Annotated in this window: 21 protein-coding genes and 1 tRNA gene; 10 read left to right on the top strand and 12 right to left on the bottom strand. The window is 65.7% G+C overall.

From position 1 onward, the window contains the following. Positions 1–7 precede the first annotated feature (7 nt). Positions 8–370, top strand: coding sequence for a 5-carboxymethyl-2-hydroxymuconate Delta-isomerase (locus tag CLU86_RS02710; RefSeq protein ID WP_099740515.1), 363 nt, complete (start codon positions 8–10; stop codon positions 368–370). A gap of 93 nt (positions 371–463) precedes the next feature. Here CLU86_RS02710 and CLU86_RS02705 read toward each other — a convergent pair whose 3' ends face one another. Further along, positions 464–2,077: a gamma-glutamyltransferase family protein gene (locus CLU86_RS02705; RefSeq protein ID WP_099740514.1), complete on the bottom strand. Its 1,614-nt coding sequence runs from the start codon at positions 2,075–2,077 to the stop codon at positions 464–466. Between the two features lie 50 nt (positions 2,078–2,127). Beyond that, on the bottom strand, positions 2,128–3,099 hold the full coding sequence (locus CLU86_RS02700) for a tripartite tricarboxylate transporter substrate binding protein (RefSeq protein ID WP_199173490.1): 972 nt from the start codon (positions 3,097–3,099) through the stop codon (positions 2,128–2,130). Positions 3,100–3,237: 138 nt separating this feature from the next. Here CLU86_RS02700 and CLU86_RS02695 point away from each other — a divergent pair, with 138 nt between their 5' ends. Next, entirely contained in the window at positions 3,238–4,167 is a 930-nt protein-coding gene (locus CLU86_RS02695; protein WP_099740513.1) for a LysR family transcriptional regulator, read from the top strand. Here CLU86_RS02695 and CLU86_RS02690 read toward each other — a convergent pair. The 3 genes from CLU86_RS02690 to CLU86_RS02680 form a co-directional block, all read right to left on the bottom strand. Further along, on the bottom strand, positions 4,164–4,919 hold the full coding sequence (locus CLU86_RS02690; RefSeq protein ID WP_099740512.1) for a carbonic anhydrase: 756 nt from the start codon (positions 4,917–4,919) through the stop codon (positions 4,164–4,166). The genes CLU86_RS02695 and CLU86_RS02690 overlap by 4 nt on opposite strands. 321 nt (positions 4,920–5,240) lie before the next feature. After that, the gene (locus CLU86_RS02685; protein WP_099740511.1) at positions 5,241–7,100 is read right to left on the bottom strand and encodes a chorismate-binding protein; all 1,860 of its coding nucleotides are present in this window, start codon (positions 7,098–7,100) and stop codon (positions 5,241–5,243) included. 253 nt (positions 7,101–7,353) lie between these two features. After that, positions 7,354–7,911: a hypothetical protein gene (locus tag CLU86_RS02680; protein ID WP_099740510.1), complete on the bottom strand. Its 558-nt coding sequence runs from the start codon at positions 7,909–7,911 to the stop codon at positions 7,354–7,356. 185 nt (positions 7,912–8,096) lie between these two features. Here CLU86_RS02680 and CLU86_RS02675 point away from each other — a divergent pair, with 185 nt between their 5' ends. After that, a complete protein-coding gene (locus tag CLU86_RS02675) occupies positions 8,097–9,752 on the top strand; it encodes a HAMP domain-containing sensor histidine kinase (RefSeq protein ID WP_099740509.1) in 1,656 nt (551 codons plus the stop codon). Then, positions 9,749–10,471, top strand: a complete 723-nt coding sequence (locus CLU86_RS02670) for a response regulator transcription factor (protein ID WP_099740508.1) — start codon at positions 9,749–9,751, stop codon at positions 10,469–10,471. The genes CLU86_RS02675 and CLU86_RS02670 overlap by 4 nt, the downstream gene beginning before the upstream one ends. A 75-nt stretch (positions 10,472–10,546) precedes the next feature. Here CLU86_RS02670 and nadA read toward each other — a convergent pair whose 3' ends face one another. The 4 genes from nadA to CLU86_RS02650 all read right to left on the bottom strand — a co-directional run bounded on the left by nadA (position 10,547) and on the right by CLU86_RS02650 (position 15,459). Further along, positions 10,547–11,665: a quinolinate synthase NadA gene (gene nadA / locus CLU86_RS02665; RefSeq protein WP_099740507.1), complete on the bottom strand. Its 1,119-nt coding sequence runs from the start codon at positions 11,663–11,665 to the stop codon at positions 10,547–10,549. A 153-nt stretch (positions 11,666–11,818) separates the two neighbouring features. Further along, a complete protein-coding gene (nadC, locus tag CLU86_RS02660; protein WP_099740506.1) occupies positions 11,819–12,697 on the bottom strand; it encodes a carboxylating nicotinate-nucleotide diphosphorylase in 879 nt (292 codons plus the stop codon). A 302-nt stretch (positions 12,698–12,999) separates the two neighbouring features. After that, complete coding sequence (locus CLU86_RS02655; protein ID WP_099740505.1) at positions 13,000–14,352, bottom strand: ankyrin repeat domain-containing protein; 1,353 nt, start codon at positions 14,350–14,352, stop codon at positions 13,000–13,002. A gap of 60 nt (positions 14,353–14,412) precedes the next feature. Then, entirely contained in the window at positions 14,413–15,459 is a 1,047-nt protein-coding gene (locus tag CLU86_RS02650; protein ID WP_099740504.1) for a hypothetical protein, read from the bottom strand. 253 nt (positions 15,460–15,712) lie between these two features. On the opposite strand from CLU86_RS02650, the gene panB reads away from it, so the two are divergent. Both panB and panC read left to right on the top strand, forming a co-directional pair. After that, complete coding sequence (panB, locus tag CLU86_RS02645; protein WP_099740503.1) at positions 15,713–16,585, top strand: 3-methyl-2-oxobutanoate hydroxymethyltransferase; 873 nt, start codon at positions 15,713–15,715, stop codon at positions 16,583–16,585. 202 nt (positions 16,586–16,787) lie between these two features. Continuing rightward, complete coding sequence (gene panC / locus CLU86_RS02640) at positions 16,788–17,648, top strand: pantoate--beta-alanine ligase (protein WP_099740502.1); 861 nt, start codon at positions 16,788–16,790, stop codon at positions 17,646–17,648. A 31-nt stretch (positions 17,649–17,679) separates the two neighbouring features. Here the strand turns inward: panC and CLU86_RS02635 are convergent, their stop codons facing one another. Together CLU86_RS02635 and CLU86_RS02630 are read right to left on the bottom strand one after the other, a co-directional pair. After that, positions 17,680–18,108 (bottom strand): hypothetical protein, encoded by a 429-nt coding sequence (locus CLU86_RS02635; protein WP_099740501.1) that lies wholly within the window; start codon positions 18,106–18,108, stop codon positions 17,680–17,682. Positions 18,109–18,133: 25 nt separating this feature from the next. Further along, complete coding sequence (locus CLU86_RS02630; protein ID WP_099743233.1) at positions 18,134–20,587, bottom strand: UvrD-helicase domain-containing protein; 2,454 nt, start codon at positions 20,585–20,587, stop codon at positions 18,134–18,136. A gap of 37 nt (positions 20,588–20,624) precedes the next feature. Between CLU86_RS02630 and CLU86_RS02625 the strand changes: the two genes are divergently transcribed. Further along, positions 20,625–21,341, top strand: a complete 717-nt coding sequence (locus tag CLU86_RS02625; RefSeq protein ID WP_099740500.1) for a hypothetical protein — start codon at positions 20,625–20,627, stop codon at positions 21,339–21,341. A 204-nt stretch (positions 21,342–21,545) separates the two neighbouring features. Then, on the top strand, positions 21,546–22,523 hold the full coding sequence (locus CLU86_RS02620; RefSeq protein WP_099740499.1) for a GMP reductase: 978 nt from the start codon (positions 21,546–21,548) through the stop codon (positions 22,521–22,523). 50 nt (positions 22,524–22,573) lie between these two features. Here CLU86_RS02620 and CLU86_RS02615 read toward each other — a convergent pair whose 3' ends face one another. Beyond that, positions 22,574–23,455 (bottom strand): alpha/beta hydrolase, encoded by an 882-nt coding sequence (locus CLU86_RS02615; protein ID WP_099743232.1) that lies wholly within the window; start codon positions 23,453–23,455, stop codon positions 22,574–22,576. Between the two features lie 95 nt (positions 23,456–23,550). On the opposite strand from CLU86_RS02615, the gene CLU86_RS02610 reads away from it, so the two are divergent. Together CLU86_RS02610 and CLU86_RS02605 are read left to right on the top strand one after the other, a co-directional pair. Beyond that, positions 23,551–24,471 (top strand): NAD(P)-dependent oxidoreductase, encoded by a 921-nt coding sequence (locus tag CLU86_RS02610; protein WP_099740498.1) that lies wholly within the window; start codon positions 23,551–23,553, stop codon positions 24,469–24,471. 80 nt (positions 24,472–24,551) lie between these two features. Next, positions 24,552–24,627: transfer RNA gene (locus tag CLU86_RS02605), tRNA-Lys, on the top strand. The last annotated feature ends 36 nt before the right edge of the window (positions 24,628–24,663 follow it).

The following is a 24,663-nucleotide window of genomic DNA, read 5'->3' as shown; positions in this document are numbered from 1 at the left end:
GACACACATGCCCCATCTGGTTATCGAAACCACCGCCAACCTCGGCACCTACCCCAAGGCCCAGGCCTTGAAAGAGCTGGCCGCGTCACTCACCGCACATCCGCAGATTCCAGTCGAGGCCGATCTCAAGATCCGCTTTGTGGATGTGACCGATTTTGTGATGGGCACCGCGCCAGAATCGCGCGGCTTTGTGCATGCCGAGTTGCGGTTGCTGACCGGACGCCCCCCAGAGGCCAAGACCGAGCTGGCCAGCCGTGTGCTGGAGGTGCTGCAGCGCGTTACCCCCCGGCCTGCGGGCATGTCGGTGCAGCTGAGCGTGGAGGTGCGCGACATGGACCGCGCCACCTACGCCAAGGCACGGCTCGAATAAAAGCCGCTGCGGGGGCTGCCCTGCCCCACGCCAGCAGTCCAGCGGGCGAAGCGGATGAAACGGATGAAGCGGGAAAAGAGCCCGCCCTGCCCCTCAATACCCCGCAGCCAACCCGTCGCGGCGCGGGTCGCTCGCTGCCACGTAGCCTTCTACAGCCGGGTTGCCCGCACGCCAGATGAACTGGCCCGCGCCAAAGTCCTGGTACGAGTCGTTGATCACATCGATCTCGTGCCCCAGGTCTTGCAGGCCCTGCACGGTGGCCGCGTTCATGGCCGCTTCCACATTGATGTTCAGGCCCTTGTTGAAGCGCCAGCGCGGCGCATCGCAGGCGGCCTGCAGGTTCTGGCGGTAGTCCAGCATGCGCACCAGCGTTTGCATGTGGCCTTGCGGCTGCATGTTGCCGCCCATCACGCCGTAGCTCATCACGGGCTGGCCATCCTTGGTCAGGAAGGCCGGGATGATGGTGTGGAACGGCCGCTTGCCGGGCGCCACCACGTTCGGGCTGGCAGCGTCCAGGCTGAAGCCATGGCCCCGGTTTTGCAGGCTGATGCCGTAGGTGGGCTCCACGCAGCCCGAGCCAAAGCCCATGTAGTTGCTCTGGATGAAGCTGACCATCATGCCGTTCTCATCGGCCGCCGTGAGGTAGATGGTGCCGCCCTTGACCGGGTTGCCCGCCTTGAAGTCTTGTGCACGGCCCAGGTCGATCATGCGGGCGCGCGATGCCAGGTAGGCGTCATCGAGCATCTGCTCGGGCGTCACCTCCATGGTCGATGGCTCGGACACATAGCGGTACACGTCGGCAAACGCGAGCTTCATGGCCTCGATCTGCAGATGCTGCGAGGCCACCGAATCCACCGGCAGGCTGGCCATGTCGAACTTCTCCAGAATGCCCAGCGCAATCAGCGCAGCAATGCCTTGGCCGTTGGGCGGAATCTCGTGCAGCGTGTAGCCCCGGTAGTCGCGGGCCAGGGGCTTGACCCACTCGGGCTGGTAGCTGGCGAGGTCTTTCACCGTCAGGGCACCGCCCTGCTCTTTGGCAAAGGCCGCCAGGGCCTCGGCGATTTCGCCCTCATACAACGCATCGCCGTTGGTGGCGGCTATGGCCTTGAGTGCACGCGCTGCGGCGGGGAAGCGGAACAGCTCCCCCACCTCAGGCGCGCGGCCCCAGGGCAAGAAGGTGTCGGCAAAGCCCGCCATGCCCTGCAGCACGGGGGTGGCAGCCGCCCACTTTTGTTGCACCACGGGCGGCACCAGGTAGCCGCGCTCGGCCACTTCAATCGCAGGCGCCATCAGGTCGGCAAACGGCAGCTTGCCAAAGCGCTGGCTCAAAGCCACCCAGCCACGCACCGCGCCGGGGATGGTCACCGAATCGATGCCGCGCATGGGCGGCGTGGTGGCATCTGCGCCGTACTTGGCCTTGAAATATTCGGGCGTCCAGGCCTGCGGCGCGCGGCCCGAGGCATTGAGGCCGTGCAGTTGCTGCCCATCCCACAAAATGCAGAACGCATCGCTGCCCAAGCCATTGCTCACCGGCTCCACCAGCGTCATCACGGCGGCGGTGGCCACAGCGGCGTCCACCGCATTGCCGCCCTGCTGCAGGATGCGCAAACCGGCTTGCGCGGCCAGCGGGTGCGAGGTGGACACCACATTGCGCGCAAACACCGGGATGCGGGTGGAGAGGTAAGGGTTGTGGTAGTTGAACTGCATGCGGTCTCCTGGCGATTTTTTGAAATGGATAAGGTGCTTGAACAGGGTTCTTATTCGTTGACGATCTTGCGTTCGCTGATGATCTTCTTCCACTTGGCCAGGTCGTCCGCCACCATCTTGCTGAACTGGGTGGGCGTGCTCGTCACGGGCTCAATGCCCAGCGTGGTGAGCTTGTTGCGCACCTCGGGGTCGTTCAGCGCCTGGTTGGCGGCGGTGTTCACCCGGGTCACGATGTCAGCACCCAAGCCCTTGGGGCCGTACAGGCCGAACCAGGTGTTCGACTCGTAGCCGGGCAGCGTGTCGGCAATGGGCGGCAAGTCGGGCGCCAGCGGGCTGCGCTTGAGCGTGGTGACGCCCAGTGCACGCAGGCGGCCATCGCGCACGTGGGGCATGCCAGTGGGCAATGAATCAAACAGCACATCAAGCTGGCCGCTCACCAGGTCTGGAATCGCCAGCGCCGTGCCCTTGTAGGGGATGTGCGTCACATACAGGCCCGCCTGCGCCTTGAAGAGCTCGGCCGTCAGCTGCACGATGGTGCCATTGCCGCTGGAGGCGTAGTTGAGCTTGCCGGGGTTCTTTTTGGCGTACTCGATCCACTCTTTGACCGTCTTGGCGGGCGAACTGTTGGGCACCAGCATGATGCTGGGCGCGTTGCCCACATGGGCAATCGGTGTGAAGTCGCGCACGGTGTCGTAGGGCAGCTTGCCGCCCATGGCGGGGCCAATCGAATGCGTGCTGGTGGTGGCCAACAGCAGCGTGAGGCCATCGGCCGGAGCCTTGGCCGCCAGGTCTGACCCGAGGCTTCCGCCCGCACCGGGCTTGTTGTCCACCACGATGGAGGTGCCCAGCTTTTCGCCCATCTTCTGTGACAGGGTGCGCGCAAACAGGTCGGTGGCACCGCCCGCCGGGAAGGGCACGATCAGGCGGATGGGTTTGCTGGCCTGGGCCAGCGCTGCAGGCACGGTGGCGCCCAGCGCCAGGGCGGCGGCCAAGCCGCGCAGAAAGTGGTGGCGACGGATCATGGATCGATTCCTTGCAAGAGGGGGGAGCGGAAACAACGAAAAGAAGGCGCCTTCAACGCCCCCAATGTAGGCGCTGGCCATCCATCAAAACAGATAATCAAAGTTATTTCGCTATGACGTCATGTCATACATAACGCCATGAAACCCTCTGCCGCCCCTGCCGATGAAGTCTCTTTGCAGCAGTTCCGCGCCCTGGCCGCCATTGCGCAGACGGGCAGCTTCACGCTGGCGGCCGACGCGTTGCAGCTGACGCAGCCCGCCGTCAGCCACCTCATCAAGCGCATGGAGCAGCAGCTGGGCCAGCCGCTGGTGGTGCGCGGGCGGCGCATTCGGCTCACCGATGCCGGGCAGATGATGGCCGACACGGCCCAGCGCGCGCTACGCATGATCGACGAATCGGTGCACGCCTGTCGCTCACAGGCACAGCTGCAGGAGGGCCGGGTGGTGGTGGCCGTGGGGCACCTCACGGCCGGGGCGCTGCTGCCCGCGCTGCTGGCGCGCTTTTCGAAGGCACACCCCCAACTGGTGGCCACGCTGCACGACAGCAATGCTGCGCAGATGGTGGCGCAAGTGCTCTCACGCGAGGCGGACTTGGCGCTGGGCTCAGACATCGGGCAGACGCATTCAGAGCTGGCCACCGAGCGCCTGTTCAGCGAGCGCATGGCGCTGTTTTTGCGGCACGACCACCCCCTGGCCCAGCGCGCCAGCGTGCAGGGGCGCGACCTGGATGGCCTGCCCCTGGTGCATGTGAACCCCGATGCCGTGGTGTGGCGCGCCATCAGCCGCGAGCTGAGCGCTGTGGCCAATGTGTACCCGCAGGTGGTGCACCATGTCTCGATGCTGACCACGGCCTTTGGCATGATCCAGGCGGGCGCCGGGGTGGCGCTGCTGCCGCGCTATGTGGCGCGCCTCATGCCGCCCGATCTGCGCGCCGTGCCCATCGTGCGGCCGGTGCTGGAGTTTCCGGTGGTCGCCATCCGCCTGGCCAAACAGCCGCTGAGCCCAGCGGCCATGGCGTTTTTGGCCATGGCACGCCAGCACTTGCGGCCGGGGCAAGCCTCCGCTTAAAGACTCTCTTTGACCACGCGCCCATTGAGGGGCTGCAGCGGCCGCGCATTGGCGTTGTAAAGCTGGCGGAACGCCTTGATCTGCTGCGGACTCACCTTCACAGGTTCCTTCAACACCATCCACTTCACCCCTTCAGAGCAAGGCGGGGTGGTCAGCGAGCCTTCAAAGCTGTAGTACCCCTTGGCGGCAGGCAGCAGCGCAGACAGGTCCAGCGACAAGCCCTCGACCTGCACTTGCTCGCCGGGGCGGGGCAGGTGCGCAAAGACAGGCGCCCAAGCCGCGTTGGCCTTGCCAGGCTGCAGCAGCACCGCCACCACACCCAACTTGCCATCGGCGTCCTTGTGCACAAAGTGCGCGACCATGGCCGCATGCTTGCCCGCAACAGCCTCTTCGCTCGGCGTGTGAAAGTGGAACTGGACCAATTCCAAAGCCTGGTCCCCCACCGTCAGCGTGCTGCCCGCAGGCACATTCACCTGCACGGTGTGGCCGTTGTTGACCAGCACGGGGGCGCCTGCTGCGTATTGAAAACTCAGCGCAGGCAGGTCGGCTTTGACAGGGTTGCGGATGTCAATCGGGCTTTGCGTACCACCGCGCGCGCAAGTCTCAAAAGAGGTGTCCAGCTCGCCCCAGTGGTTGGGGCTGCCATGGCCCTTGTAGGCCCAGTGAGCGTGTTCATCGTGTGCGTAGGCCATGGTGGCACACAGGGCCACCGACGCCAACGCCACTTGTCGAATCCATTTGGAGTGTTTCATTGTTTGAACAGACAAAGACAGCAAGTCCTCTCCCCACCACCGGCCCGACAAATGCCCAAAGCATGAAAAAAGGAGAGTGACCACAACGTGAAACTCTGGACAGGGCGCGGTGCAGGCAAATGCCCAAGCACCTGCGGAACGTGATGATGCGCCTGCCCAGCGCTGTGAGCGAGTGCAAAACTACGTACCAAAAACCAAGAACTTTTGCAGAGCAAAAAGCTCGCGCACCGGCCGCTCAACAGCCCTGACAGAGCGCGCACGCGTGCCAGACACAGAGTGTTCACAATGGCACTGTTTGGCGGCCATTGACAAGCCAACTTGCTACACCGACGAGGGCACCACCCGCGCCGCCAGCCAGCCCCGCAGGCTGTTCACAAAGGCCCATTCGCGCACCTGGGGCACGTCGCTCACGCGCAGCACGGCCTCGACCACGCGGCCTTCACGCAGGGCCACGGCGCGGCCCACGCCGGGCAGCAGGCCGCTGGCCAGGGGCGGGGTCACCCAGCGGCCGTCGGGCAGCAGCGCGGCGATGTTGCCGCGTGTGCATTCGGTGATCTCGCCTGCTCCGTTGTAGAGCAGGGTGTCAAACACCCCAGGCTGCGTGGCCGCGTCGGGTGTGAAGGCGTCGTAGTGGGTGCGGCGCGTGGTTTTGAAGCGGGTGAACTCGCTGTGCGCCTCGGCCAACGGCTGCCCAGCCAGTTGCAGCAGCACGGGCACGGCGGTGGGCTGCGTGGCGAAGGCCTCGGCACGCGGCTGGCCCGTGGCGTTGAGCAGCAAGCGCACGCGCCACAGCCCCTCGGGGTGCTGCGCGGCCAGGGCCTGCAGGCATTGCTGCACACGGGCAGCATCCCAGGCAAAGCCAAAATGCTGCGCCGCCCCGGCCATGCGGGCCAGGTGCTCGCCCACGTGGCGCAATTGCCCAGCGTCCAGCGCCAGGGTTTCCAGAATCTCAAACGGCATGCTCGCCCTTTCCACAAAGGCGCGCTTATGGCGCCACTCGTTCCACTCGGCCTCAGCCTCGGCCCCCGAGGTGATGCCACTGCCAATGCCACACACCGCCTGCGGTGCGCTGCCCGGCCCCTGCGTGCGCAGCACCACGGTGCGGATGGGCACATTGAAGGTGGCCGCCACCGGGTGCAAGCCCTGGACAAGGCCTGGGCCCGCTGCGCGGTCAGTGGCCGGGCCCGCAGGCCGCACCACGCCCACCGCGCCGCAATACACGCCACGCGGCCCGGCCTCCAGCGCATGGATCATCTGCATGGCCCGCACCTTGGGCGCACCGGTGACGGAGCCACAGGGAAACAAGGCCGCAAACACATCGGCCAGCGTGGTGCCGGGGCGCGTGCGGGCCACCACGTCCGAGGTCATCTGCCACACCGTAGGCAACGCCTGGGTGGCAAACAGCGCAGGCACCCGCACGCTGTGGGGCAAGGCCACACGCGATACGTCGTTGCGCAGCAGGTCCACGATCATGACGTTCTCGGCCCGCTCCTTGGGGGCGGTGCGCAGGTGTTCGGCATGGGCTGCGTCTTGCTCTGGGGTGGCGCCGCGCGGGGCCGTGCCCTTCATGGGGCGGGCCAGCAAGGGACCCTCTCCTGCCGGGCTGTCCAGCCCTTCCTGCCAGTCAAAAAACAGCTCAGGCGACACGGACAGCACCTGCTCAAGCCCCGCGTCGATGCAGGCCGCGTAGCCCTGTGGCTGGGCGCGGTGCAGGGCGGCAAACAGGTCTGCCGCATGCCCGTGCAGCATGCCCTGCAGCGGCGCGGTGTAGTTCACCTGGTACAGCTCGCCATTGCCAATGGCCTGCTGGATGCGGGCAATGGCGGCATCAAAATCCTGGCGCGCCATGCCTGCCTGCCAATCCACGCTGGGGGCATCGCCGGTTACGCCGGGGGGCGGCGCGTCCGCAGCCCAGGGCTCGGCGTGGTCGTACACGGCAAACCAGGCCAGGGGGCCATCGGCCGCATGGGTCTGCAAGGCGGCATCGAACGCGGCAGCCGCTTCGTAGCGCACATAGCCCACGCACCATGATCCCTGCCGTGCGGCGGCGTGCACAGCGTCCAGCACCGCACGCACCTGGGTGGGCGCGTCGGCGCGCAGCACCTGGCGTGGCACGCCAAACTGGCAGCGCAGGCGCGGCGCGTCAGGCAGCAGGGGCTGGGTGAAGTCGATGCAGGACATAAAGAGTCAAACAGGCCCCTAGGGCAATCCAATCAAGCGCAAGAAGCTATTATTTTCATAGCAAACCAGCCAGCATGCCGGGCCTTGCGGCCCCACGTTGCCAGCTACCTGCGCCAAGGCAAAGGTGGCAAGGATAGCCACATTGCGCCCACCCCTGCTGCGCAACCCCTTGACCACCCGCCTTGCGACATTGCCTTCATCTCGGCCCGGCAAGGGGCTTCACGCCCTCCATCAAGCCCTCATCCCCTCACCCTCATTGGCCGCTGTAGGGCAAGGAGGAGTGGTGGACCACGATGCGCAGCTTGCCCGCGTCGTCCTTCACATACGACCAGGTTTTGTCCACGGTCGTCACCTTGCCGTCCTTGCCGGTCATCACCACGTTGCCCATGCTGGAGGCAGAGTCACCCGCGACAAACACAGCGGCATTCGTGGCTTCGCAGCGCGTCCAGCCCTTGAGGGCAAAGCCCGTGTCCTTGGGGAAGTTGCTGTCGCCCCCCACAAAGTAGGCCAGCGCGCCCGCACGGGTGGTGCGGAAAGTTTGCGGCGCGGCCGCCAGGGTGGGCTTGAACAGCACGGCCCCCAGCTGGTAGCCGTACGCGGCGTCGATGACTTTTTCAGCCAAGGCCTTGGCGGCGGGCTGTCCGCCCTTGTCGTGGGCAGCGCTGATCTCCACCAGTGCCTGGCACCAGGCCGCCTGCGCGGCGGTGACTTCGGATTCGGTGATGGCCCGGTTCACCACGGTGGCATGGCCCAGGGTGCTGAGCCCGGCGAGAACGAGGGAAACAAGGGGTGCGAGGTGGCGTGCTTTCATTTCAGGATTTCCTTCACAAGTGGAGGGTGGTTTGGCGGTGGAAGCACAGGGTGTGCAACCACAGCTCTGCATTGGAAAACGCTGGCATGAAGCACCGATGGACGCCACATGAACGGCGCCTGATCCCCACATTAACGCCAGATGAACAGGGGCATCTGCGCTGACTGTGCAGCGACAATGCCGCCATGTTCCGCCGCCGACTCAGCTTTGTCCTCATCCTGCTGGCCGCCGCCGTCACGCTGCAAGGCCTGGCCGCAGTGGTGGCGGTGCGCGAGGCCGAGCGGCAGGTGGTGCGGGGCCGTGTGGCCAGCGACACCCTGCAGCGCTTTGTCGAGCTGTCCTCCACCAAGCAACGCTTGCGTGCCTGGGCCACGCAGCACCAGATTGGCGCGGGCGGCGCCCCTTCCGAGCGCGACACCCTGGTCGAGCGCATGCAGGCGCAACTGCAGTCGCTGGTGGCGCTGGCGCGCGATGCCGAAACCATGGGTCTTGCCGAGGAGGCGCCAGAAGAACACGCGGCCCGCCTGGACGCCCTGCGCGTGCTGACCCACAGCGTGGCCCAGCTGGGCGCAGCGGTGCGCGAGATGCAGCCCCTCACGCCCGAGGTGCAGGCCAGCGCCGTGTGGAACGCGCTGACGGCGGTGTTCGAGCAGTCCGAAGGGCGCGACCTGCGCGAACTGGTGGCGCAGAGCATTGCACGCGAACGGGCCGCCATGCAGCGAGAGCGCGCCGCTGCCGATGCCTCTTTGGCCCGCATGCGGGCGCTGTGGATTGGCACCGCCCTGGCCCTGGCGCTGGGTGCCTTGGCGGCCACGCTGTACTTTGGGCGCGCCTTGCGCCGCCCGCTGTATGCGCTGGCAGACGGCGCACGGGCCCTGCAGCAAGGGCAGCTGCACCACCGCATCAACCTGCCGGGCCGCAACGAGTTTGCCGATGCCGCGCGCAGCATGAACGCCATGGCCGACGAGCTGGAGCGCCACCGCCAGCGCGAGCAGCAGCAGCGCCAGGTGCTGGAAGCCACCGTGCGTGAGCGCACCGCCGACCTGCACCAGGCCAACGAATCGCTGCAGCGCACCGACGTGCGGCGGCGCCAGCTGCTGGCCGACATCAGCCACGAACTGCGCACGCCCACCACCGCGATCCGTGGCGAGGCCGAAGTGACCCTGCGCGGCGGCAAGCGCCCCGCCACCGAATACCGCGAGGCCCTGGCCCGCATCGTCGACATCTCACGCCAGCAAGGCAAAGTGATTGACGACCTGCTGGCCATGGCCCGCACCGACATGGAGACCTTCAGCGTGGCCCGCGAGCCCGTGGCGTTGCAGCAGCCGGTGCTGGACGCCCTGGGGCTGGCCACGGCCCTGGCGGCCGAGCAGGGCGTGCGCCTGCAGGCAGAGGGCGCCCTGCCCGACACCCTCACCGTGTTTGGCGATGCCCAGCGCCTGACGCAGTTGGTGCTGCTGTTGCTGGACAACGCCATCCGCTACTCGCACCCGGGGGGCACCGCATCCTGGCGTCTGCTGGCAAAAGACGGCTGGGCCGAGTTGCAGGTGCGTGACGAGGGCATTGGCATCCCGGCGGCCGAGCAGCCCCAGGTGTTTGAGCGGCATTTCAGGGGCAGCGCAGCGCGCCAGCACCGTGCCAGCGGCAGCGGCCTGGGCCTGCCCATTGCCCGCGCCCTGGCACAGGCCCATGGCGGCGCGCTGCAGCTGCACAGCCCCTGGCCCCCAAGCACCAAAAGCAGCACCGATGGCGGCACCTGCGCCGTGCTGCGGCTGCCGCTGTGGCATGGCGCCGAGACAGACACCCCACGGAACGCGAGCCCCACCCCAGTCATGGCATGAACATCCTTTTGGTGGAAGACGATCCCCGGATCGCAGACTTTTTGATGCGCGGCCTGCGGGCCGAAGGGCACAGCGTGCAGCGCGCGGCCCACGGCGTGGAGGGGCTGGGGCTGGCGCAAGAGGCCGCCCGCACTGCCCAGCCCAGCGACGCGCCCACCGTGCTGGTGCTGGACTTGATGCTGCCCGGCATGAACGGCATGGAGATTTGCCAAACCCTGCGCGCCGCAGGTGTGGCGCTGCCCATCCTGATGCTGACGGCGCTGAGCACGCTGGAAGACCGCGTGGCCGGGCTGCGCATGGGTGCGGACGACTACCTGTGCAAGCCCTTTGAATTTGAAGAACTGCTGGCCCGCCTGGAAGCCCTGGCCCGCCGCGCCCGCCCCTTGCAGCCGGGCCGCGCCAGCCGCCTGCAAGTAGACGACCTGGTGCTGGACCGCGAAAGTATGAAGGCCACGCGTGCCAGCCAAGCCCTGACGCTGACGGCCCGCGAGCTGGCGCTGCTGGAGCTGCTGATGAGCGCCCCGGGCCGCCTGTTCAGCCGCGAACGCATCCTGGCCAGCGTGTGGGGCCACAGCGAAGACCCACTGACCAACGTGGTGGACGTGTACATCCGCCGCCTTCGCAGCAAGATCGACGACGGCCACGCCACCGCGCTGATCCACACCGTGCGCGGGCTGGGCTACCGGATGGAGGCGCAAACACCTTCGGCGGCGGCATGAGCCAATTCTTTGAGTAAAAAGCACTGCCAGCGCTTGATTCACAAGCGCTGGCAGCTACATTTTTAATAGCAAATATTAAGCAACGCCCAGGTGCGGCACCAGGCCCGCCGTGGGCTGCCCATTTTTAAGCGCGGCGGTGAAGGCCAGCATGCGGTCAATCGGCTGGCGTGCGCGGGGGATGAGCGCGGGCTCTACGTGCACGGCGTTGGCCCCCGTCTCCAGCACGCGGGCCACATCGGCCAGGCCATTCATCGCCATCCACGGGCAATGCGCGCAGCTCTTGCAGGTGGCGCTGTTGCCCGCGGTGGGGGCTTCGTAGAAGGTTTTGCCGGGGTTGAGCGTGCGCAGCTTGTGCATCATGCCGTTGTCGGTGGCCACGATGAACTCGGTGGCCTCCATCTCGCGCGCGGCCTTGAGGATCGCGCTGGTGGAGCCCACGGCATCGGCCAGGGCCACCACGTCGGCGGGGCTTTCGGGGTGCACCAGCACCTTGGCATGTGGGTGCTGCTGCTTGAGCAGCTCCAGCTCCAGTGCCTTGAACTCGTCGTGCACGATGCAGGCACCGTTCCAGAACACCATGTCCGCGCCCGTTTCGCGTTGGATGTAGGCGCCCAGGTGGCGGTCTGGCGCCCACAAAATCTTCTGGCCTGCGGCCTTGAGGGCGCTCACGATCTCCAGCGCGCAGCTCGATGTCACCAGCCAGTCGGCCCGTGCCTTCACGGCCGCGCTGGTATTGGCGTACACCACCACGGTGCGGTCGGGGTGCCGATCGCAAAACGCGCTGAACTCGTCGATGGGGCAACCCAAATCGAGCGAGCAGGTGGCGTCCAGATCGGGCATGAGCACGGTCTTTTCCGGGCTCAAAATCTTGGCCGTCTCGCCCATGAAGCGCACACCGCTCACCACCAGCGTCTGTGCGGCGTGGTCCCGGCCAAAGCGGGCCATCTCCAGCGAGTCGCTGACCAAGCCGCCGGTTTCCTCAGCCAGGTCCTGCAAGTCCGGGTGCACGTAGTAGTGCGACACCATGACCGCGTTCTTTTCCTTGAGCAGGCGGCGGATCTTGTCTTTCAGCGCGGCACGCTCGGCCTGCGATGGCTCGGGCGGCACGCGCGCCCAGGCGTGCTTGGTGGAGCAGACAGCACCGGCAACCGCTTCGTCGGGTTGCTCGTATTCAATATCAATCACTGTGGTCATGGCATGGTTCCATTGCGTTGCCGAGTGGTAGCCGCCCCTCAAACGGGCACGCACGAGGCCAGCAGACGCCGCACAAGGGCCGCCCCGCCGTGCTGGCGTCGTTCCCCCTCCCGCAGGAGAGGGGGGAAGCTGCGCAGCAGCTCAGGGGGGTGTTCACTGAATGTCCTGTAGGCGCATCGAAAAATCGGTGGCCTTCACATCCTTGGTCAGCGTGCCAATCGAGATGCGGTCCACGCCCGTCTCGGCCAGCTCGCGCAGGCCTGCCAGCGTCACGCCACCGGAGATTTCAAGGATGGCACCACCGCCCGCGTGCGCAGCATTGATGCGCACCGCCTCGCGCAGCATGGGCAGCGGCATGTTGTCCAGCAGCACCATCTTGGCGCCCGCGTCCAGCGCTTCGGCCAGTTGCTCCAGCGTTTCCACTTCAATCTCGATAAAGCTGGCCTGCGCGGCCACCGCCTGCGCCGCTTTCAGCACCGCCGTCACGCCACCGGCGGCGGCAATGTGGTTCTCTTTGATGAGCACGGCGTCGTGCAGGCCAATGCGGTGGTTGGTGCCGCCGCCCACGCGCACGGCGTACTTTTGCGCCAGCCGCAGGCCGGGAATCGTCTTGCGCGTGTCCACGATGTGGGCGCGGGTGCCCGCCACCCCATCCACATAGGTGCGCGTTTTGGTGGCCACGGCCGACAGCAGTTGCAGAAAATTCAGCGCGGTGCGCTCGGCGCTCAGCAGCGCACGGGCGTTGCCTTCCAGCTCCAGCACCACCTGGTCGGGCATGCAGCGCTGGCCCTCGACCACATGCCAGGTGATCTGCACCGTGGGGTCCAGCGCGCGCAGGGCGGCTTCGGCCCAGGGGGCGCCGCAGATCACGGCGTCTTCGCGCGCCAGGATGCGCGCACGGGCGCGGCGAGCGGGGTCAATCAGGCCGGCGGTGAGGTCGCCAGCGCCTACATCTTCGGCCAGTGCGCGGGCTACGTCTTGCTGTGCCAGTGCGGCCAAGGCCGCAGTGGTTTCATCGTCTCGATTTTTCATGGTGGGCAAGCATAGCGGCATCGCGCAGGCTCGCAGCACTTTTTGACGGGCGCCTTGGAGCCTGCTTGCGATCTCGCAGCGCCCTTGGCAGGACGCGATACCAAGCGCGGTGCAGCATGGGTCATGGGCCATGGGCAACAGCCCAGTGCAGCCACGATTGCCCGACCGGGCTAAGAGCGACCCACAAAACTCAGCGAAGCGGCCCTGGCTAGGCGTTCCGCCGCAGGCAGTACAAGGGGTACGACCAGGCGGGACAACGACGCCAGGGGAGTTTTGTTAGCCGCTCTAAGAAGGCAACGGCGTCAGTCCGCCTCGTCCGCCTCGTCCGCTGGGCCGTGCGAGCTGCGGCTGGCGAACAGATCGGCAGGCGTTCTACCGGCCACATTGCGGGCGCCATCGTCCGCACCGTGGCTGCGCAGCAGGTCGATGACCTTCGGGTTGTCATCCAGCGCGAACCAAAGCGTCCCCCCGCCCGGCTCGTTCACCCACGTCTGGCCGCTGCAGTAATGCAGCGCCGTGTTGCCGTACGCGTCTGCCGCGTGCAGGTCGGCCCCGGCGGACAGCAGGTACTGGACAAGCGCCAGGTCGTCTGTCAGCGCGGCCGCCATCAAGGCCGTGCCAAGGCGGCCCACCGGCCCCTTGAACGCGCTGGCGACCTTTGTCGCGCGGGCATTCACGTCGCAGCCCAGTTCCTCCACCAGATAGCGCACCATCTCCAGCTTGCCGGGCACGATGCTATAGGCAGAGCAAGCGCCAACCAGCAGATCAGGCCCCGCGAGGTGCGCGTGGTGCTGGGCGAGCTTGCGCACCATGTCCAGCGAAAGGCTGCGGACTGCGCCCTGCAGCGCGCCCGCGTTGACCGTTGCGCCGTGTGCCATGAGCAGATCGACGAACTCCACGCTGCCGGACTCTGCCGCCAGGCCCAGGGCGTCCGAGCCATCCCTGTTGCGCGCGCCCATGTCCGGACGGCGTTGCAGCACGGTGTGCAGGTTGTGCACGTTCCTTTCCCACTCTTGTGCCGCATAGGCTTCTTCTTCCGGGTCGCCGTCGTCGCCCTCGTCGCCGTCGGTATCGGTGTCGCCGTCCATCTGCGCATCTGCACGCGCCGAAATGGCCCAGCGGTAACTCGTGCTCGCCGCAAGCAACGGCGTGTCGCCGTTGTAGTCGCAAAAGTCCACGCTGCCTTCGCTGGCGATTACGGCATCGAGTTCGGCCAAGGTGATCTTGCGATCTCCCATCTCGCTGATGAAGTCATCGGCCGCTTCGCTGGCGTGGTGGCGAGCGTCCTGCTCGTCGTCCACATCCTCACCGGCTTCGATCATCGCCAACTTGGTCCCCTCGGACAGGGAGCCTGGGTTCTCTTCGTGCGCCAACGTTTCAATGAAGTCCCAGTAGTAGGCCGAGAGGTCCGCGCTCTCGCTGCTTGCAAAAGGCACCAGCACCAGATCGCCGCCATCCACATCGCATTGCGTGCCCAGCAGCTCAAACGCCCGCGCAAGATAGCGCGTGCTGGCGAACTCTTCGGGGTTCTGCAGGTAGTCCGCAATCACCATGTGCTTGGGGCACCCGCGCTGCAAGCTCTTCAAAGCGGCGGCATGGTCGGCCGCACGGATTCGGAAAGCTCCAGGTTCACTGACAAATGCGCTGGTTTGCATGGTTTCACTCTCTCGTCTTGGGTTGGTTGGATTGGTTGCGTTGGAAATGGGCACCTGGCCTCAGCCGGTCCAGCGTGTGCTCGTGTAGAAGGCCGGTGCCAGAACCTTGGCTTCATGGCCCCATGCGTCGCTCACCACGACCTCGCCGCTGCGGGCTGCTGCGATCAGGGCTTGGAATGAAGCGGAGAACTCGCGCTCCGTGAGCAACGCCTGCGCCCTGTGCACGAAGTTGGCGCGCGGGCTGTCGGGGCCTTCCTGGCCCACATCGAAGTGAAAGATGCGGTACACCGCCAGCATCACCAGCTCGCGCCACACAGGATCTTCCGGGACATCCTCTTGCGCGCAGTGGTGGTACCAGAGGTCCATCGGCCGCTCGTACTGGAACAGCATGTCGCTGCTGCCCCGGTTCAGGGGGGCAGGCCACACCAGCCACTGACCCATGGTCCACAGCGTGTCCAGCGTGAAGCGGTGCCGCCTCAACGGGAACTCTTCGTAATCCAGGGTGTACCGGGGTGCCCGGTAGCAGTAGGTGTCGCGCGTCACCGGCAGGCGCACGGTTTGCTGTGCGATGTCGAGCCACATCAGATTGAACAAGCGTTCGTTCTGGCCATCGGTGTGCACCTCAATGCGCCGGCAGTCCGCATAGGGCTCGGGCGCAGGCGGCAGGCTGGCGGCCACTTGGGGCAGTTCTTTTTCCAGATCGGCGATGCGAAACATCCGCAGGCTGCCCGACGCAGGCTCGGACAGACCGATCTGCCACAACGTGTTGAACCCGATCAACCGGTCGTCCCAACGGGCATGGGGGTTGTCCATGAACTGGTCGCGCAAAGGGCGCAGCACCGCGTCGTCACGGCTGGGGTGCAGGTACAGAAAGAGCAGTAAATCCAGATGGCGCGTCGTGGAGCCTTGGCTCCAGTCATGGAGCTTCTTCCACTCGGGCAGTTGGCCCTTGAGGAAGTACTGCTTGATGATGCTGCGGGCCTTCTTGTTCTTGTCCAGCACGTACAGCAGCTGCTCAATCTCCAGCCACTGCTGCTTGCGCTCGGCCATCCAGGCCTTGTCAGTGGTTTTCCAGTGGCTGGTGTCGAATCCATCCCAATACTCCATCGCACCCTCGTGTGTGTCTTGCTTTGTAGGACCCCAGTGCGGCGGCCGATTGCGATGGATGATAGCCCGTGCATTGCGTTGTGCACTGGACAAGTTGTCCGGTGCTGCATTTCAACGCCCCGCTGCCCGATACGCACCAGACAGCCCGTCACAAGGCCCTGCCCGCGCGATGGAACGGGCGGGCAAAGGTAGCGGCATCGCATAGACTCGCGGCAATTTTTTGGAGACAACGCCCCCTTGAGGGCGAGCTTGTATGAGCCAACCCAGCACCACCCCCTACGGCACCCTGCCGCCCGCATCGCCTCTGCCCCAGCGCCGCCCCGTCAGCCTGCCGCGCCTGGCGCAGATGCGCGAAGCGGGCGAGAAGATCACCATGCTCACCGCCTACGACGCCACCTTTGCCGCCGTGGCCGATGCGGCGGGCGTGGACTGCATCCTGGTGGGCGACTCGCTGGGCATGGTGTGCCAGGGCCTGCCGAGCACCGTGGGCGTGATGCTCGACACCATGGCCTACCACACCGCCAGCGTGGCACGCGGCCTGCAGCGCGTGCAGGGCACCGCCTGGCTGGTGGCCGACCTGCCCTACGGCACCTACCATGAGTCCCGCGAACAAGCCCTGCGCAGCGCCTGCACGCTGATGCAGGCGGGCGCGCACATGGTCAAGCTCGAAGGCGGCGGGTGGACCGCACCGACGGTGGAATTTTTGGTGCAGCGCGGCGTGCCCGTGTGCGCCCACCTGGGCCTGACGCCCCAGACCGTACACGCCCTGGGCGGCTACCGCGTGCAAGGCAAAACCGACGAGGCCGCCCGCACCCTGCGCAAAGACGCCCGCGATTTGCAAGACGCCGGAGCCACCATGCTGGTGCTGGAGATGGTGCCCATAGCCCTGGCCGCCGAGCTGACGGCCGAGCTGCCCCACTGCCACACCATCGGCATTGGCGCGGGCAACGGCACCGCTGGCCAGGTGCTGGTGTTGCACGACATGCTGGGCATGAACCTGGGCAAGATGCCCAAGTTCGTCCACAACTTCATGCAGGACGCGGGCAGCGTGCGCGGGGCCATGGAAGCCTACGTGCAGGCCGTCAAGCAAGGCCGCTTCCCCGACAACGCGCTGCACGCCTGGTAAGCCCCGAGCCCCTTGCGCAACCCCAACCCGATCAAGCTGAGCGCGCCGAAGCCAAGGCCCACCTCCAACCGTTCGGGCTGAGCCTGTCGAAGCCAGGGCGCACTCTGGTAAAAGCCCTTCGACAAGCTCAGGGCGAACGGATGTGGATCGACACCCCAGCCCGCGGCATACCCCTAGCAACCCATTGCACCTGACCCACCCCATGCTCATCACCCACACCATCGACGAACTGCGCCAGGCCCTGGCCCCCTACCGCCGCCCCGCCTTTGTGCCCACCATGGGCAACCTGCACGAGGGTCACATCAGCCTGGTGCGCCAGGCCAAGCCCCTGGGCGACGTGACGGTGGCCAGCATCTTTGTGAACCGCCTGCAGTTCTTGCCGCACGAAGACTTTGACAGCTACCCCCGCACCTGGGAGGCCGACTGCGCCGCCCTGCAAGGCGCTGGCTGCGACGTGCTGTTTGCCCCGCGCGAGGCCGACCTGTACCCCCAGCCGCAAACCTTCAAGGTGCACCCCGACGCCGCACTGGCCGACCTGCTCGAAGGCCACTTTCGCCCCGGCTTTTTCACGGGCGTGGCCACCGTGGTGATGAAGCTGTTTGCCTGCGTGCTGGGCCAGACCGGCGGCGTGGCCGTGTTTGGCAAAAAGGACTACCAGCAGCTCATGGTCATCCGCCAGATGGTGCAGCAGTTTGCGCTACCCATCACCATCGTGGCAGGCGACACCGCCCGCGCGCCGGATGGCCTGGCCCTGAGCTCGCGCAACGGCTACCTGAGCCTGCAAGAGCGCCAAGAAGCTGTGGCCCTGGCCCAGGCCCTGCAGCACCTGAGCGAACGCTGGCTGGCCGCCCTGCAGCACAGCGACATCACCGCCCCGCCCCACGCGCTGGAGCAGCAGGCCATGGACGTGCTGCGTGCCCGTGGCTGGCAGCCCGACTACCTCACGGTGCGCCGCCGCACCGACCTGCAACCCGCCACCGCCCACGACGGCGCAGGCACCCTGGTGGCCCTGGGCGCCGCGCGGCTGGGCAGCACGCGGTTGATTGACAACCTGGAGTTTTGACGACGAGGCAGGGGCGGTCTGCAGGCAGCAGCTACCCAACCGAGCGACTGATTGCCTGCCAGGCTTGGCGCAAAGAGCCCTGGTACAGCCACCCCAGCCCACACATGCCGTACAGCGACAGCGATGCGGGAAAGTTCACATCCCGCATCAACGCCAAAACGGCGGGATCCTTCAAAGACCAGTAGAGGGCGTAGCAGCCGTCCACGGTCAACCAAGCCAGAAACAGCGCCACCGGCAAGGCGCGCCAATGGCGCCGCACCAGCACCCGCAAGCTCCAGGGCGCGGTGGCGTAGGCCAGCAGGCCCATGATGAAGCTGATGGGAATGTCCCAGTCCGGCGCGGGCGTCAGCTCTGCCCCCAGCAGCAGCAGGCCAATGCCCAACGCCAGCGTGGCCAGTTTCCATGGCCGCAGGCATTCACGCCACTGCGTGCGCCATTGCAGATCGGGCGGGGATGCCATGCCTGTCGGGTGCCTTCTGCGGGCGTCAGTCCACCACCGTCAACTTCGCCACGCTCAGCGCCAGCCACTTGGTGCCGTGGCGCGGGAAGTTGACCTGGGCACGCGCGTCGTCGCCCGTGCCTTCAATGGCCAGCACCTTGCCTTCGCCAAACTTGGTGTGGAACACGGCGATGCCTGCGCGCAGGCCGTGCGAGGGCGCGGCTTTTTGCGGAGGCACTGGGGGGCTGGCAAAGGTTTCTGACTTGAAGCCAAAATTGCCTCTAGCGCTTGATCCATAAGCGCTACCAGCTCCTGAATTAGGAGCATAGGCGCCAAAACCTTGCTGCTTGGGCGTGATCCACTTGAGGCACTCTTCGGGCAGTTCGTCAAAGAAGCGGCTCTTGACGTTGTAGCGCGTCTGGCCGTGCAGCATGCGCGTTTGCGAGTGGCTCAGGTACAGGCGCTTGCGCGCGCGGGTGATGGCCACGTACATGAGGCGGCGCTCCTCTTCCAGACCGTCGCGGTCGCTGGAGGCGTTGTCGTGCGGGAACAGGCCCTCTTCCATGCCGCCGATGAACACGCCGTCGAACTCTAGGCCCTTGCTGGCGTGCACGGTCATGAGCTGCACGGCGTCTTGCCCGGCCTGGGCCTGGTTGTCGCCGGCCTCGAGCGCAGCATGGGTGAGGAAGGCGGCCAGGGGCGAGAGGGTTTCGCCGGTGTCGGCGTCCACGATGCCGGGCACGGCAGGCTTCAAAGGCTCGTCGAGCACCGGCGCATTGGGATCCAGGCCTTGGCTGACCACGCTTTGGGTGAGCGGTGTGCCATGCTCGTCCAGCGGCAGCGCCACCGCGTCGCGGCCAAAGCCTTCCTGGGTGACAAAGCTCTCGGCGGCGTTGACGAGTTCCTGCAAGTTCTCGATGCGGTCGGCGCCTTCTTTTTCGGTGCGAAAGTGCTCGACCAAGCCGGTGGTTTCGAGCACCTGTTCGATGATGCTGCGCAGGTTCTGCCCTTCGGTCTGCTCACGCAGCACGTCGACCATGGCGACGAAAGCCTTGAAGTTGGTACCGGCCTTGCCGGGCACGGCGCTCACGGCGTCGTGCAGCGAGCAGCCTGCGCTGCGGGCAGCGTCTTGCAGCACCTCGATGCTGCGCGCACCAATGCCGCGTGGCGGAAAGTTAACGACGCGCGTGAAGCTGGTGTCGTCGTGCGGGTTCTCCAAAAGGCGCAGGTAGGCCAGTGCGTGCTTGATTTCAGCGCGCTCAAAAAACCGCAGACCGCCGTACACGCGGTAGGGCACGCTGGCATTGAACAGCGCAGATTCGATCACCCGGCTTTGTGCATTGCTGCGGTAGAGCACGGCGATTTCCTTGCGATCAAACCCGTCGCTGCGCACCAGTTGCTTGATCTCATCAACCATCCACTGCGCCTCGGCCAGGTCGGAGCTGGCCTCGTACACGCGCACGGGCTCGCCTGCGCCCTGCGTGGTGCGCAGGTTCTTGCCCAGGCGGCGGCTGTTATGGCTGATGAGAGCGTTGGCCGAATCAAGAATGTTGCTGTAGCTGCGGTAGTTTTGCTCCAGCTTGATCTGGCGCTGCACGTCGAATTCGCGCACAAAGTCGGTCATGTTGCCCACGCGCGCGCCGCGAAAGGCGTAGATGCTCTGGTCGTCGTCGCCCACGGCAATCACACTGCCACGCGCTTCAAAGCTCCCGCCCACCTCGTTGCCCGCCAGCTGCTTGAGCCAGGCGTACTGCAGCTTGTTCGTGTCCTGAAACTCGTCGACCAGGATGTGCTGGAACCGGCGCTGGTAGTGCTCGCGGATGGGGTCGTTGTCGCGCAGCAGCTCGTAAGAGCGCAGCATCAGCTCGCCAAAGTCCACCACGCCTTCGCGCTGGCATTGTTCTTCGTACAGCTGGTAGATCTCAACCTTCTTGCGCGCATCGCTGTCGTGGGCTTCCACGTTGGCGGGGCGCAGGCCTTCTTCCTTGCAGTTGGCGATGAAGTACGCGAGCTGCTTGGGCGGGAAGCGCTCGTCGTCCACGTTGTGCTGCTTGCACAGGCGCTTGATGGCCGAGAGCTGGTCTTGGGTGTCGAGGATCTGAAAGGTCTGCGCCAGCCCCGCTGCCTTGTGGTGGGCGCGCAGCAGGCGGTTGCACAGGCCGTGGAAGGTGCCAATCCACATGCCGCGTACGTTGACCGGCAGCATGGCCGACAGGCGGGCCACCATCTCCTTGGCCGCCTTGTTGGTGAAGGTAACGGCCAGGATGCCGCCAGGGGTGGCGTGCCCGTTTTGCAGCAGCCAGGCGATGCGGGTGGTGAGCACGCGCGTCTTGCCTGATCCCGCGCCCGCCAGGATCAGCGCGTGGCCTGCGGGCAGCGTGACGGCAGCGAGCTGTTCGGGGTTGAGGTTGTGCAACAGGGGGGAGACGCCAGCCGCAGCGGCCGGGGCAGCGGGCGCGCCGCTATCGGGCGCGTCCGAGAACATATCTTGTGGGAACATGTGCCCATTGTAGAAAGCCACTCGCACCATGGCCCACATGAAGCCCCTTGCCTTTGTTACCAGCACGTTTGCCGCAGCGGTCCTGGCATGCCACGCCCCCCACGCAGCGGCACAGGCCAGCTGCAGCAGCGATGGCACAGCGCGCCCTACTGCACTGTTCGAGCGCTTCATCAGCGCTGACTGTGAGGCATGCTGGGCCGACCCGGCCACGCCAGCGCCCTCCGCACCGTCCACCGTGGTGCTGGACTGGATCGTGCCCAGCGCGCAAGGGGATGAGGCGCCGTTGTCTGCGGCAGCGACCAACGACGCCGCCCAGCGCCTGCAGGCCCTGGGCCGCCAAGCCCTTGTGGGCACCGATGTGGCACTGTCTACCGTAGAGCCCCCTGCCCGCCCCCTGCGCTTGCGGGTGGCCCATGGCCTGCCGATCAATGACTATCTGGGCACGGGCATTGCGTTGGTCCGCACAGATGGTGTGACACCGCCCCCGCAGGGCTGGCAGTACCACCTTGTGCTGGCAGAAGCCGTGCCCGCAGGCAGCGAGGGCACGTTGGTGGCTCGCAATTTGGTCAGAAACATGCTCTCAGGCACATGGAATAAGCGCGAGCAGCTATCAAAAAATGAGCTTTTCCGGTGGATGGACAACCGCCCCATGCGCATTCCCCCCGGCGCGCAGCCACAGCGGCTGCACATGGTGGGCTGGGTGCAGGATGCCCAGGGCCGCGTGCTGGCGGCAGCGCAGTCTGTATGCAGGTAATACGGCCGACGTTATGACAAGCACGCCATAGGCGCCTAGAATCAAGCACCGGGCCCAAGTTTCTTGACGCCCGGTTTTTTTGTGCCTGTGCAACCAGGGTTCGGTGGCAGCTTTCACGCTGACACCCACAAAGCCGGTCCCAAGCCAAGCGCCCACCGTGGCAAAAATCCTTTTGCCGCGTCCTTTGATGGAGCTTGGAATCTCATGGAAATCTTCGACTACGACAACGTTTTGCTGCTGCCCCGCAAGTGCCGTGTGGAAAGCCGCTCGGAGTGCGACGCCAGCGTGGAGCTGGGCGGGCGCCGCTTTCGCCTGCCGGTCGTGCCTGCCAACATGAAGACGGTGGTGGACGAAACCATCTGCACCTGGATGGCGCAAAACGGCTACTTCTACGTGATGCACCGCTTTGACCTGGACAACCTGCAGTTCGTCAAAGACATGCACGCCAAGGGCTGCTACGCGTCCATCTCGCTGGGCGTGAAGAAGCCCGACTACGACACGGTGGACCAGTTGGTGGCCCAAGGCATCACGCCCGAGTACATCACCATCGACATTGCCCACGGGCATGCCGACAGCGTGAAGAACATGATTGGCTATCTCAAGGAAAAGCTGCCCAAGTCCTTCGTGATCGCAGGCAATGTGGCGACCCCCGAGGCCATCATCGACCTGGAAAACTGGGGTGCGGACGCGACCAAGGTGGGCGTGGGCCCGGGCAAGGTGTGCATCACCAAGCTCAAGACGGGGTTTGGCACGGGTGGCTGGCAGCTCAGCGCGCTCAAGTGGTGCGCCCGCGTGGCCACCAAGCCCATCATTGCCGATGGCGGCATCCGCAGCCACGGCGACATTGCCAAGAGCATCCGCTTTGGCGCCAGCATGGTGATGATCGGCTCGCTGTTCGCAGGCCATGAAGAATCGCCCGGCAAGACAGTGGAGGTGGATGGCGCGCTGTTCAAGGAGTACTACGGCTCGGCCTCAGACTTCAACAAGGGCGAGTACAAGCACGTGGAGGGCAAGCGCATTCTGGAGCCCGTCAAGGGCAAGCTGGCCGACACGCTGATTGAGATGGAGCAGGACGTGCAAAGCTCCATCAGCTACTCGGGTGGCACCAAGCTCATGGACGTGCGCAAGGTGAACTACGTGATTCTGGGCGGTGACAACGCGGGCGAGCATTTGCTGATGTAAGCCCCGAGGGCACGGGGGGCTGGACAGACGTCTAACCAGTCGCCCGCGTTTCAGGCGCGCAGCAGGTTCAACGCCATGTGGTGCAGGTCGTGCCCCGGCTTGGCCAGCGCGTCCACAATGCTGAAGTGGTGCAGCCCCGGCAGGATCTGGCAACGCGGCACGATGTGCGTGCCCCAGGCATCCTGGATCAAGCGGGCTTGGCGGGCAAACTCTTCGCTCTCGTCACCACCCGCCACGCTGTAAAGCAAGCCCTGCGCCGGGGCTTGCAGCCGCGCCGGGCTTGCCAGCAGCACATGCTGCTCGGTCAAGTGCAAGGTTTGCTGCAGAAACGGGGCGTACATCACGGGCTCCAGATCGTGCACCCCCGAGATGGATAGCACCTTGCGCACCAGGCTATCTGGCAAGCCATCGCCAATGAGTGGCCACACACTGGTGAGCAACAGGGCCGCCAGTTGCCCGCCAGCGGAGTGCCCCGCCACGGTGATCCGCCGCGGATCACCGCCATGCTGGGCGATATTGCGCCACACCCAGGCCAGGGCTGCCTCGATCTGTCTGCCGATGTGGGGAACGGTGATGGGAAACTCTGGCGTGCCAGGGCACAAGGCGTAATTGACCACCACCACACAGCAGCCCGCCTGGGTAAACGGCGGTGCAATGAAGGAATGCTCAGACTTGTCGAGCGAGCGCCAGTAGCCACCATGGATGAACACCAGCACGGGCGCCCCCGCGGGGCTGGACCGCACAGGCGGGAAAACATCCAGCGTCTCGCCAGGCTCTGCGCCATAGGCCACGTCCAGCACACAAGGCATGTTGGCACGCACTTGGGCTGAATCCTGCGCCCAGCGCTGCAGGTAATCCATGTGGTCAGGCACCAAAGCGCGGTTGTTGTACATGCGCTCTAGCCAGGCGGGGTCGTGCAGCGGGAGGGACATGGCGTGTGGCTCCTTCAAAACAGGCTCCCATCATCTTGCCAACGCCCCAAAGCTGCAAGCTACGTGACAGGCTGAACGCACCAAAACGGAACATCATGCGTGCAGAGACAACTCCGCGCGAGATCAAAACTATGACCCCTCCTTCGCTCCGCATCGCCGTTTTGGGCATTGGCAACATGGGTGACCCCATCGCCCGCCGCCTGCACCAGGCAGGGCACCAGGTGCACGCCTGGAACCGCACCCGCGCGAAGGCAGAGCCACTGGCAGCCCTGGGCATTGCAGTGCACGCCACGGCGGCAGAGGCCGTGCAAGGCGCGGACCGGGTGGTGAGCCTGCTGGAAAACGGCACCGTGGTCGAGCAAGTGCTGTTCGAGCGGGGCGCAGCACAGGCCATGCGCCCTGGCGCGCTGTTGATCGACATGGCATCCATCCAGCCCCGCGAGGCCCGCGACCATGCCGCCCGGCTCGATGAAATGGGGCTATCCCATGTGGACGCGCCAGTCTCTGGAGGCACCGTAGGTGCAGAAAACGGCACGCTGGCCATCATGGCAGGCGGGCGGCCAGAGGACTTTGCGCGCGCACAGCCTGTGTTTGCCGCACTGGGCCGCGCAACCCATGTGGGCCCTCACGGCAGCGGGCAATTGGCCAAGCTGGCCAACCAGATGATCGTGGGCATCACCATTGGCGCCGTGGCCGAGGCCCTGCTGTTTGCCGCCAAAGGCGGCGCCGACATGGCCAAGGTGCGTGAAGCCATCCAAGGCGGCTTTGCCGACAGCCGCATCCTGCAGTTGCATGGGCAGCGCATGGTCGAGCGCGACTTCGCTCCCAAGGGCCGCATGGCCGTGCAACTCAAGGACATGCGCAACGCGCTCGCCACCGCGCAAGAGATTGGATTCGACGCTCCCGTCACCGCGTTGTTTGAAGCCCTCTACGCCGACGGCGTGGAGCACGGCCTGGGCGAGCTGGACCACAGCGGACTGTTTGTAGAGCTGGCCAGCCGCAACGCGATGCAATAATTTTTGACCTGATTTGCAAAGTGCCTAAAAAGTAGTGCATAATACGAGTCTCTGCAGCGATGCAGACAAATAAAAAGTTTGGGTTCTTAGCTCAGTTGGTAGAGCAGCGGACTCTTAATCCGTAGGTCGAGTGTTCGAGTCACTCAGGACCCACCAAACAAAGCCGCAAGGCAGAAAAAGCCGAAGCTACAT

Origin of the sequence: Acidovorax sp. 62 (assembly GCF_002754495.1) — a bacterium.
In the GTDB taxonomy this organism is placed as follows: domain Bacteria; phylum Pseudomonadota; class Gammaproteobacteria; order Burkholderiales; family Burkholderiaceae_C; genus Acidovorax.
Note: the sequence above shows the minus strand (reverse complement) of the source record. Positions and strands in the feature narration are given on the sequence as shown.